The sequence below is a fragment of the Nocardiopsis sp. iso_40 genome (assembly GCF_056173285.1).
In genome coordinates, this window is the sequence record NZ_CM149666.1 from 3716059 (window position 1) to 3727168 (window position 11110).

The 11110-nt window shown below is 68.4% G+C and carries 5 protein-coding genes; 3 read left to right on the forward strand and 2 right to left on the reverse strand.

Annotated features, from left to right (window positions below; translation table 11 throughout):
- Position 1 precedes the first annotated feature (1 nt).
- The 3 genes from AC0VYD_RS16325 to AC0VYD_RS16335 all read left to right on the forward strand — a co-directional run bounded on the left by AC0VYD_RS16325 (position 2) and on the right by AC0VYD_RS16335 (position 1817).
- Positions 2–343, forward strand: coding sequence for a hypothetical protein (locus AC0VYD_RS16325; RefSeq protein ID WP_475476383.1), 342 nt, complete (start codon positions 2–4; stop codon positions 341–343).
- 62 nt (positions 344–405) lie between these two features.
- On the forward strand, positions 406–1290 hold the full coding sequence (locus AC0VYD_RS16330; RefSeq protein ID WP_475476384.1) for a hypothetical protein: 885 nt from the start codon (positions 406–408) through the stop codon (positions 1288–1290).
- Positions 1291–1307: 17 nt separating this feature from the next.
- On the forward strand, positions 1308–1817 hold the full coding sequence (locus AC0VYD_RS16335; protein WP_475476385.1) for a hypothetical protein: 510 nt from the start codon (positions 1308–1310) through the stop codon (positions 1815–1817).
- A 242-nt stretch (positions 1818–2059) separates the two neighbouring features.
- Here AC0VYD_RS16335 and AC0VYD_RS16340 read toward each other — a convergent pair whose 3' ends face one another.
- Both AC0VYD_RS16340 and AC0VYD_RS16345 read right to left on the reverse strand, forming a co-directional pair.
- Positions 2060–4441 (reverse strand): UvrD-helicase domain-containing protein, encoded by a 2382-nt coding sequence (locus AC0VYD_RS16340; protein WP_475476386.1) that lies wholly within the window; start codon positions 4439–4441, stop codon positions 2060–2062.
- Entirely contained in the window at positions 4438–11109 is a 6672-nt protein-coding gene (locus tag AC0VYD_RS16345) for a DEAD/DEAH box helicase (RefSeq protein ID WP_475476387.1), read from the reverse strand. The genes AC0VYD_RS16340 and AC0VYD_RS16345 overlap by 4 nt, the downstream gene beginning before the upstream one ends.
- Position 11110: the final 1 nt, after the last annotated feature.

Sequence of the window (11110 nt, forward strand, 5' to 3'; positions counted from 1 at the left end):
AATGCCTGTTCAATTGTTGATCTTTTTCTTCATCGTCGTGGCATCAGCAGCCCTGAGCAGTGTCTACGCAGTCCACCAAAAAAAGATCAAGAAGTCAGACGTTGTCGTTGCCGACATGGCCCGCATCAGGAGCATCGAGCAGGACCTGAACAGGATTCTGGAGGTACGCCAGGGTCTCGGCGAAGCCGAAGGACACCTGTCCGGAAGAATCAACACTCTCAAAAAAGTGACACCAGAGGCAGGCAAAGAAAGGGAGCGAATTATCATCAGCGCAGCCACCAGGACTTTTCTGGCAGTCAGGGAGGATTCGGAAACAGCAGCGATGCAGCACCTGAAAAAATAAAAAATCAGCAGCAAGAGCTACCTGAAAAGGCCTGCCACCAAACATAGAATTCCTCTAATCCCATGCTGCCAATAGCAGTCTTCCTGGCAACCACAACCATCGTGACCGGCACAGTCGCGACCGCAGCCTATCTGAACTACAAATATTTCAAGAAGAAATTTGAAAACGAACAGGCAAAAACCAATATCACAAAACTGGATATTCAGGAAAAAATTGATGAATCCCTGGAAGGTCCGATCGAGCACTTGATAGAGATCGAGGAAATCAGGGAGTCGATCACCACGAAAAAGGCGAGAAGCGCAAAAAGCTTCGCCGAACGGGCTGAAACCCTGCTGGAAACCCTGGAAGGGGCCGAGGGCAGGATAACCTTCCAACTGGCAATAATAAAAGCGAACTACGCAGAACTTGTCAAGTTCGGCAATGTACGGGAGCAGAACGACGGAACATACGAAGTCATCGACCTGTCCGCCCTTCCCGGGCCCCAGGAACAGTTGGCACGCCTGGCCATAAAAATGGACAACGCCTACATCACAAAATCTCAAAAAGCCAACAGGGTCATCGAAAAACTGAGGCTGGACCTCAAGGATCGGTGCGATGACCTGAACGGAATCGCCAAAAGCAGCACATCCGACCTTCTCAACAAACACGAAAAAGAAGTGTTCCTTTACAGGGAGACACTCAAAGATATCTTGGAGACCTACGGGCAACAGCAGGACGAGGCGCCCGCCCAGACTGCGAAAGAGATCAGTTCCGAGCCCGGAAAAAACCAAAACGAAATCGGTGCGGAATCCGACCGAACGAACACCGGAGACACACGCCAGAAGGGAATAGAAAACAAGCCGGATGTCAAGTTCAGAACTCCGTCCGAGCGGCTCATGGATCTCGCCAAGAAGGCTGACACACCTGACCTCAAGGAAAAAACAGAAGGAATGGGGATGGAAGAATAATTATGACTGAAACAGTTTTGAGCATCAACATCATCGTATTTTCCATCCCCATCCTCCTCGGCCTGCACCATATCCATGTCCAAACCCAAAGACGCTACATCCGCGCAACGGACAAGCTGGTCACCACCGACCTCGTCAGAGAACACCGGGAACGGGAACTGGAAATTGACAGCGCCTCGTTCCAACTTCGCCTGAATGCTGTCCGGGAATGCGAGAACAAGATCTACAGACACATTCCCGGCAGGGAACACCCTGAGCAGCTCAAGGCATCCGTGAATCGCCAGCAGGCCCAGGAGCACCTGGACGAACTCCTCAGGTTCAGCAGCCAGGAGCAGGAGCAGGCCAAGGAGAAGCAGCAAGAGTTGGAGCGCCACCTCGCGGAGAAGAAGAAACACATCCGGGAACTGAATCGTAAGTTTCGCTCGGTCGACCGGGTACTCAACATCTCGGCGCTGGTCCTGCGCGGTGCCCTGGTGCTCGTGGTTCTGTACACCCTCGTCAGCCTGGTGCTCGAACCGGTCCTGTAATCCCCCGAACACCTCCGCATCGGCTCAGAGCAGAGGGGGCCAGCTCCTGAAGCGAGTAACCTTGACCGCCTACGGCGCTCGAGCAAGGGCAGCACGGCGTTCAACCGACCCGTCCGCTTCGATGGCCTTTCCGAAGAATCCCTGGTAACTGCCCCCTGCGACTCCGATCACAACGACAGCAGCGGTCGGTTCCGACGCCCGTGATCCGGGGTCCGAACCGACCGCCACATGTCGGCGAAGCGCTACAACAGGGCGTTCGGGGGCTTGAAGAGGCCGCCGTCCTCGAAGCCCTCCTCGGATTCGGGGTCCTGCGCGGACTTCTTCGTCTGCGCGGCCTGCTTCGGCAGGAAGCGGCTGGGCTCACCGTGCCAGGACAGCACCAGCGAATCCCTCGCGCGGGTAGCCGCCACGAACAGCAGTGAACGGGCCATCTGGAGTTCGCGCCGGTACCGGGCCGGATCGCTGTCCTCGTACCGGTCCACGTTGGCGTTGGGCACCAGGCCGTCGGTGACACCGGCGACGATCATGTGCTGGTACTCCAGCCCCTTGTACCGGTGCAGGGTCCCCACGTGGACGGACTCCTCGTGGCCGGAGGGCGGGCCTTCGGGTCCCAGCGACGCGGCACTGATCCCGGCGCGGACGAGTTCGCGCTCGACCTCGCCGACCATGTCCCGGACGGGGACCGCCACCGCGACGGACGCGAACTTCCCCTCGGCCCGGGCCTGCTCCCTGATCGCTCCGATCCTGGTGACCAGGGCGTCGATCTCGGCCTCCCAGGTATCGGCTCCGTGGAAGGACGGCCGGGGCCCGCGTAGCACCGAGCGGTAGCCGCGGAGCGTGTCGGTGCCCTCGTCGAGGTCGTCCCAGGTCTCCTCGCCCAGCAGGCCCAGGGCGGAGCCGAGGATCTCGCGCGTGGTGCGGTAGCTGAGGGTCAGGCGCGCGGAGCGGCCGACGATGTTGATGCCGAGACTGCCCAGGGACACCTGGTTGCCGTAGATCCGCTGGTGGGTGTCGCCCACGAGGAAGATGTCGTTGTCGGTGTGGTCGACCATCGCGCGCAGGAGGGTCCAGTGGGCGGGGTTGAGGTCCTGGGCCTCGTCCACGACCACGTGCTCGTAGCGGAAGCGCAGGTTGGCGAAGGACTGGTCCTGGTGGTGGAGCATCTGCCCGCCGGCGTTGGCCTCGCGCTCGCGGTTCGCGGCGATCTTGGCGGCGCGGTCGCCCTCCACTCGGGCGGCCGCCTCGGCGACCTGGCGGAAGGTCCAGACCCCCCGTTCCTCCAGACGCATGGTGAACCGCTCCACCAGCTGCCAGATCTCGGCCCGTTGGGCGCGGCTCACCCGCTGGCCGCGTCCGGCCCGGCGGGCCCGGAAGTACTCGCCGCGAGTGCGCACACTCTGGCCCAGGATGACCTGGCTCCACTCGGCGTTGAGGAAGTCGGCGTCCCAGGTGCGCTCATCGAGTTCGGTGAGCATGTCCTGCCACTCCCGCGCGGCCTGCTGGTCGTTGATGGTGCGGCGACGCTGGCGGCCCTGACCGCTCTCGCTGACGATGCGGGAGGCGAGCTGGTCGATGTTGACGACGTCGACCCGGTCCAGGAGCTGCTGTCCGCCGAGGTCGAGCAGGCGGCGGCGCAGGTCCGCTGCGAGGTTCTTGTTGAAGGTGGTGAGCAGCACGGGCTTGGTGTAGCCGGGGCCCAACCGGTCCACCAGGTGCTTCACCCGGTGCAGGGCGACGATGGTCTTGCCAGTGCCGGGACCGCCGCTGACCCGGGCCGGACCCTTGTACCCGCGGTTGACGAGCCTGCGCTGGGTGGGGTGCAGGAACACCTTCCACGCCGCGAAGTCGTCTTCGAGGACCTGCTGGAGGTCGGTGTCGAAGGTGGTGACACGGGTGGCCGGTCGGGTGAAGGCGGTGTCGTAGTCGGTGGTGTCGACGGGCTCGGGGGCGGCGACCGGGCGGGTGACCTCCTCCATGACCTCGTCGAACCCGCGTCCGTCGGCGAGGGCGAGCAGGACCTCCTCGGTGTGCCGGGGGGCGTACTCGACCAGGCCGAGGAGCCTGCTCTCGGTGGTGATGGTCAGGGCGAGGGAGACCAGACCGTCGGCCACGCCGAGCTCGCGCAGCTGGTCCTGGGTGTAGTCGGCCAGCAGCGGACGGGGGGACTCGGGCGCGGGCCCGGTCTGCTCCGGGCCGGATGCGGCCTCGGCCGGCACCGGTTCGGCCTCCGGCTGCGGGGCGGGGATCTGTTCCGGAGCGGGGGGCTCAGTTCCGGTCGCCTCCTCCGAGGCCACCACGTCGAAGATCTCCAGGGCGCCGGTCACCTGGTTGATGTCGAAGCGGTACCGCTCCAGGTGCTCGTACACCTGCCCGCGCGGGCGCAGGGCGACCAGGATGTAGTCCTGGTTCCCGGCGTGGAAGAGGATCGCGCGGTACTCCCCCACTCGTGCCGAGAACAGCCGCTCGCCCTTGAGCTGCTTGAACCCGTTCGTGGGGTTGGTGGGGTTCTCCCGGAACTTGTACTGGAAGTCGTACAGAGCCCCCTTGACGTTGCGGGGGAGCTTACGGATCTCCTTGTCGGCCTTGTCCAACAGCCGCAGTGTGGCCTTGTCCTGCATGCTCATCCCTTCGCGATCGTCGTGTCGTCATCGCCGTCGGCGGGGGCGCGCCCGTCGGTCGCGCTCTCTGCGCCTGCGGTGAGGATCCGCGCCAGCTCGGACACCTCCCACTGGTCGGCCTCCCGAACGTGCCAGCCCGCCTCGGTGTAGGCGGCCTCGCCCCTGGCCTTGTCCTCGGCGTTGCCGATGAGCTCGGAGGAGAGCACGACGGCCACCTTGTGGTCGGGCCAGGCGAGTTCGGCGGGCCACATGCCCGCCCCCAACTCGTAGCCGACCTCGGGCGCGGGGGCACCGCGCCGCTGGAGCTCCCCGGCCAGGGTCTCCAGTCCGGGCTCGTCCGGCTCCATCAGCTCCGACACCTGAACCCACGCGGGGTCGACGGTGACGTCCAGGGTGTGTTCGGAGTGCTCCGGCCCGCAGGCGGTCTCCTCGGCGGCCACGGTGTCGAGCAGGGTGACCAGCCCCCGCTCGAGGTCGCGGGTGAGCACCCGGGTACTGGTGAGGGTGTCCCCGAAGAGCTCCGTCACCTCTGCCGGGTCCATCGGTTCCAGGGCCAGGGTGTCGTCGAGGCCGTCGCCGCCCACCGCGGACAGGACGGACACGTCCAGGGCGTTGAGGGCGCTGAGCGCGAACTGACCGCCGTCACCGCCCTCGTGCGTGAGGAACTGGACCAGGTTGCCCCAGTACAGCCAGGCCTTCCAGCGACGCTTGTGGTCGTCGCCGCCGCCGGCCAGGGTCTCCTCGCGGTCGTCCAGAACCGTGAACGCGCTGACCGTGCGCTCGGCCTGGTTGGCGACGAGCACCAGTCGGCATCCGGCGTCGTCGGTGCCGCGGATCAGGACGCAGCCCGTGCCCCCGACCGGCCCGGGCAGGCGGTCGCCGCGCAGGGCGGAGGTGACGTGCGGTGCGATTTCGACGGCTCCGCCGCCGGTCTTCTCGGCCCCGGTGGTCCGCATGATCCCGGTGACGGCCGCCTGGGACCGCTGGGCCCAGCGTGTCGGCTCGGGGTCGCCGAGGTAGGCGAACAGGGTCTCGGCGGGGCTGTTCCAGACCGTCGCGTCGAGCTCCTTCGGGTCACCGCCCTGCTGCCCGTAGGACTGTTGGGCCTGCATCCGCCCGTTGGGACCGTAGGGCAGCCAGGCGGGGTGCGGGACCTTCTTGCCGTCCAGGTGGTCGAGGTCGTCCCAGTTGAGTTGGAAGACGGTGATGCCGTGGGCGCGCAGCCGGGCGCGCTTGTCAGCGTCGTCGGCGATCCGGTTGTGCTGGGACGAGGCGTGGTAGGAGTAGCCGTCCAGGTAGAGGGCGACCTGGTCGCGGCTGGTGTCGAGGCGGCGGAAGACCACGTCGGGGCGGGTGCCCCTGATGGTGTTCTGGAACAGCACCTCCCAGCCGATGACCTTCCTGTCTCCGCCGATGAGGCGCAGGACGGCGCTGCGCCGACCGTTGACCTTGCCGCCCAGTTCGAAGGAGCGGCCGGAGTCGGGGGTCTTGGCCCAGCGCTGGAGGGCCTGGAGGAAGCGGGCCTCCAGTTCGCTCTCGACCTGGTCCCACAGGGAGATGTCGTCGGTGCGGGCGATGCTGTCGGTCGCCCAGTCCTCCAACAGGTCCGTGAGCATCTCCTCGGCCAGCGCCCGGTCGGCGTGCGGGAACTCGCGGTCGCTGACGTGGGCGAGCAGGCATCGGTGGCAGGCGGCCCGGCCCTCGTCGGCCTGGCAGCGGCAGTGCGCGACGACCTCACGGGCGGCGGCGAGGATCTCCCGAATGCCCTCGGCCCCGGAGCGGGGATTCAGGTAGCCGCTGCCGCCGGGCAGGGTGTCGTGGATGACCAGGTAGCGCCGCTGGTGACCGGTCTCGTGGTCAGGCATGGCGGCGACGGTGGCGGCCAGGTGGTCCAGGGCCCCGCCGTAGACGCGGGCGAGCCCGGCCATGAGCGCGGCCTTGAAGCTGATGATGCGCTCGGCGGTGTGCACGGTGGCCACGGGCAGCAGGATGCGCAGGGCCTCGGTGCGCAGCGAGTGCGCGAGCACGATCTTTTCATGCTCCACCTGGTCGCCGCGGCGCTGCGGGCACCAGGGCCGGTGGTAGCTGCGGCCGGAGTCGTAGGAGCTGCCGAGGACGTTGCTGACGGCGTTGACGGGTTCGTCGAGGGTGGCGCCGCCGCAGGCCCGGCACACCTGGAACGGGGTGGGGGTGACCTCGTTCCCGGCGAAGGTGACGGTGGCGGGCCGGTTCATCCGCAGGGCGCCGAGGTTGAACCTGCGGATGACCGCCTCCCGGGTGAACTCCACGCCGAACACCCGGCCGGTGTGGCGCCAGGCTCCGGGGGCGATGGACTCCTCGGGGATGTCCACGGCGGTGGCGGTCTCGTAGAAGACGCGCTGGCGTTCGTCGTGCTCGTCCCGGATGAGGGCGTCGTCGCGGCGGTCGCGCGCGTACACCCGGGTGGGTTCCAGGACCCGGTACAGGCTGCCGCGGTCGGCGATGACGGCGCTGGAGCAGCGGGGGCAGGGCGAGGTGTCCGTGGCGGCGTCGTGGGTGCGCACGTATCCGCAGGCGGGGCAGACCCGCCAGTCCCGCCAGGCGGGCCGGTGCATCGAGCCGATGTCGAGGCCGTCGACGGTGTGCCGGTAGCCGCGCACGTAGTAGTGGTTGCCGGGGGCGAGCTCGGTGAGGGCCCGGGCGGTGGGGCGCTTGTACTCGCGGACCTCGGTGTGGAACCTGGAGTCGCTGTCGGCGTCGCGTTCCTCCCAGGTGAGGGTGGCCTCCAGTTCGGTGGCGCTGTCCACGAGGGAGTAGTTGGGCAGCACGCCGAGGTCGACCAGGGCACCGTGGGCGCTGGTGCGGCCGATCTCGCCGATGCGCCTGCGCACGGCGTTGCGTTCGGCCTGGAGTGCGCGTTTGCGGCGCTTCTGCTCGGGATCGGACTCGATGAGGGCGTCGATGGAGCGGCCGACGGTCTCCACCCGCTCGCGCAGGTCGGCCAGGCGGGCCGCCCAGATCTCCTCGGCCCGGGTGACGGTCTCCTTGAGGCCGACGGTGGCGTAGTGGCGCAGCTGACCCGCGGCGACGTCGTCCACGTCCTGCCCGGCCCCGGTGAACAGGTCGAGGAAGCCGGAGACGAGGCGGTCGCCGTGCGCGAGGGCGCTCTCGGTGAACCCCGGGAGCCAGCCGAGGTCGCCGAAGAGGTCGGCGGCGCGGCCGGGCAGCGCCGGGACCCCGGGCAGGTCGCCGCGGGCGGCGAGGTCGAGCAGGTGCGCGGCGTACTGGCGGCGCAGGATCTCCACCGCGGAGGGGAAGCTGCCGGGCGGGGCGATCTGCCCCGCGATCATGTCGAGCGGCTCCTCCAGGTAGTAGCGCTCGCGGGCGCGGCGGCCGACCAGGGTGAGCAGGAAGGCGTTGCCGGAGCGGCGCCCGGCCCGGCCGGCGCGCTGCACGTAGTTGGCCGGGCCGGTGGGCAGGGAGCCCAGGACCACGGCGTCCAGCTTGCCGATGTCGATGCCCAGTTCCAGGGTGGGGGTGGCGGAGAGGACGTTGGGGTCGGTGTAGCGGCTGCCGCGCTTGAACGACTCCTCGACCCGTTCGCGCTGGGCACGGGTGAGCTGCCCGGTGTGTTCGGCGGTGGTGATCCGGAAGGGCTGGGCCTCCCGGTACAGGCGCCGGTAGTAGTCGTGGCGGAAGCGGCGGTCCTCGTCCACGGTGAGGTGGCCGGTGCACCGGTAGCGCGGGCAGGCCACGGCGGCCCAGTCGTCCAATTGGTCGGGGTGGGCGCTCTGGCGCCAGTTGCACACGTGGCAGCGCAGTCCGCCGGTGACCACCTGTTCGTCGTCCAGGAGCCGGACCTGGACGTGCCCGGGTGTGAGGCCGTAGACGTTGACGCCCGCGTCGGTGCCGGTGCGGGTGAGCACGCCCTCCTCGTGGAGGAGATCCAGGAGGCGGCGCAGGTAGCGGGGCGCGGCCTCGGGCGGGAGTTTGAGGCAGCGCGTGGTCCAGTCCTGGTACCAGGTGCCGCGTCCGGTGACCGAGTCGAACTCGCTGCGTTCCTTGCGGTCGTCGGTGAGGAAGCGCGGGGCGGGCAGCCCTCTGGGGAAGGCGGGCATACCGTCGGGGCGCTTGCCCCAGATGGTGCCGAAGCGTTTGGCCCCGACGTTCCTGATCCAGGGGTCGAGCCACCGGTGGCTGATCCCGCCCCGGGTGCGCAGGCGTTCGAGGAGCCCGCGCACGTAGCCGCGGAAGACCGCCGGGGAGGGGCGGCGGCCCTCGATCTGATCTCCGCTGTGCTGGAGCAGGTCGGCGGCCAGGGCGGCGATCCGGTCGGGTTCGTCCAGCCGGACCTGGGCGGCGGCGGTCCGGGTGAGTTCGAGGGTGCGGCCCTGTCGGGAGCGCAGTCCGAACTCCAGCACGGAGGTGAAGGCCAACCGCTCCCCCACCAGGTCCCACTCCCGGGTGCCGCCGCTGCTCTCCCCCGCGAGGAGGCGGTCCATGCCGGGCAGGTCGTGCATGTCCGGTGGGACCACGCAGGCCAGGTAGGCGGGGTCCTCGGCTCGGGCGACGGTGTCGGCGATGAGGTCGTTGAGGTCCAGCGACGTGCCGCCGGTCTCCTCGTGGTGTTCGCGCAGCCGGGCGGCGAGCAGGGCGCGGGCGGAGAAGGTGTAGGAGCGGTTGGAGACGAACCCGGCCCGGTGGGCGGCGTCCTGCACCGAGTCGCTGAACATCAGCGTCTTGGGGGGCTCGTCGTCATGGGCGAGCTGGCCGCCGGTGAAGAGCTCGGTGACGGAGACCGAGGCGAGCGCGGCCAGGCCCGAACCGAGGAAACGGGTGCCCTGGTCGGCGGCGCAGGCCGGGCAGCGGTCGTTCTCGGCGGCCCGGAAGGACTCCTTGGTGTGCGCGATGTCGGCGAGCACGAACACGCCGTCGAGCTGTCCGGCCTCGTGCTTGGCGAGGTCGGTGGCGGGGTCCACCGGACGCACGTGGTTTCCGGAGGAGCGCAGCACCAGGGTGGCGGCGGGGTTCTGCGCGGCCTCGGCGCGGCTGGCCCGGATGAGGGGACGGACGAACTTCTTGCTGGCGATCGCGCCCCGGTACACCTTGTCCGGGTCGGTGACCAGGTCGGCCGGTGCGGACTCCTGGGAGATCCCGGCCCAGCCAGAGCGGCCGCAGTGGCGGCAGTACACGGCGGGCAGGCTGACTCGGCCCAGGTCGGAGGTGGTGGTCTCCGAGCCGAGGGCGGGCGGGGTCTCGCCGTGCCAGGCGAAGGAGGGTTTGTCGGCGACCGAGCGCAGGAGCCGGGAGACCGAGCGGACCCACAGGTGGGTCTCGATGGTCACCAGGGGGCGGTCCTTCTCACCCTCGGGGGTGTCCGGGTGGCGGGCGGTGGAGAGCAGCGCGATGTAGCGGGCCAGGGCCTCGGCGGTGAGTTCGGGGGTGCTGCCCAGCGCGCGTCCCCAGGCGTAGGCGCCGCGTTCGGGGAGCTCGTCCAGGACCCGGGCCATGGGGGCGACGGTGCCGTCGAGGGTGCTGAGCACGGCCTTGGTGAGGATGTGCTTGCGCAGGAGGGCGCCGAGCTCGCGCGGGCTGAGGTCGTCGCGGCCGGTGAACTCGGCCATGATCCGCCCCATGGCGGTGGGGTCGCCGTGCGGGTCGCGGATGGTGGCGACCTTGACCGGGTCAGGTACTGGAAGCTCGTATTCGAGTTTGCCCATGAACTCGTCGATGGCCAGGCGGTCCTCACCCACGACGGAGTCCGGGCCGAACTCGGTACCGAAGACGGTGGAGGCGACCGCGCGGATGCGCTCGGTGGGGTCGTGGTCCTTGGCGGCGGGGGGTCCGGAGGCGTTGGGGGGGCCGAGGGTGTCGGGCCCGTCCTGGCCGAGGGTGGCGCTGGTGGCCACCGGGCAGATGTCACCGAGCGGGCGGCCCGGGCGGGAGTTGCCGGTGGCGGCGGCCAGACGGCGGAGCAGCATGGCGACGTCGGTGCCCTGCGCGCCGTCGTAGGTGTGGAACTCGTCGACCACGACGTAGGTGAGGGCGGAGTCCTTCCAGAGCGGAAGGTCCTGCTCGCGCTGGAGGAGCAGGTCGAGCATCTTGTAGTTGGTGATGAGGATGTCGGGGCGCTGACGACGGATCTGGGCCCTGGCGGTGCTCACCCGCCGGTACCCGGTCTCCGGGGTGTCGCCGATGTAGAGGCCGGCGGTGACCTGGGAGAGAGCGGGGTCGAGCAGAAGATCGTTGAGCCGCTGCGCCTGGTCGGTGGCGAGCGCGTTCATCGGGTAGAGCAGGACGGCCTTGATGCCGTTGTTGCCGTTGGCGCGCTCACGACGGCAGTGGTCCAGGAGGGGGATCAGGAAGGACTCGGTCTTACCGGACCCGGTGCCCGTGGTGATGAGGGTGGGCTCGGCGGGGCCATTCAGCGTGGAGAGGCGTTCCCAGGCCCGGGCTTGGTGGAGGAACGGGCTGAAGCCGGGCGGGTGCCATTCGAGGTGGTTCTGCCAGGAGTCGTCCGAGGCCCGGAAGGGCGTACGGACCCGGAGGTAAGGCCCCCGGAAGATGCCCTGGGCGGGGTCGGTGAAGAAGGCTTCGAGGCTCTCCCGGACCGGTTCGTCAGCGAGCGCGAAGGTGGTGGAGAGGTACTGGGTGATGTTCCGCTTGACCTCTGCTGCGGCGAGCGTGGGCTGCATG

What these genes read in the sequence shown, in the direction of transcription:
- AC0VYD_RS16340 (WP_475476386.1), bottom strand. Translation starts at nt 4,441, where the DNA reads ATGAGCATGCAGGACAAGGCCACACTGCGGCTGTTGGACAAGGCCGAC.
- AC0VYD_RS16330 (WP_475476384.1), top strand. Translation starts at nt 406, where the DNA reads ATGCTGCCAATAGCAGTCTTCCTGGCAACCACAACCATCGTGACCGGC.
- AC0VYD_RS16325 (WP_475476383.1), top strand. Translation starts at nt 2, where the DNA reads ATGCCTGTTCAATTGTTGATCTTTTTCTTCATCGTCGTGGCATCAGCA.
- AC0VYD_RS16345 (WP_475476387.1), bottom strand. Translation starts at nt 11,109, where the DNA reads ATGCAGCCCACGCTCGCCGCAGCAGAGGTCAAGCGGAACATCACCCAG.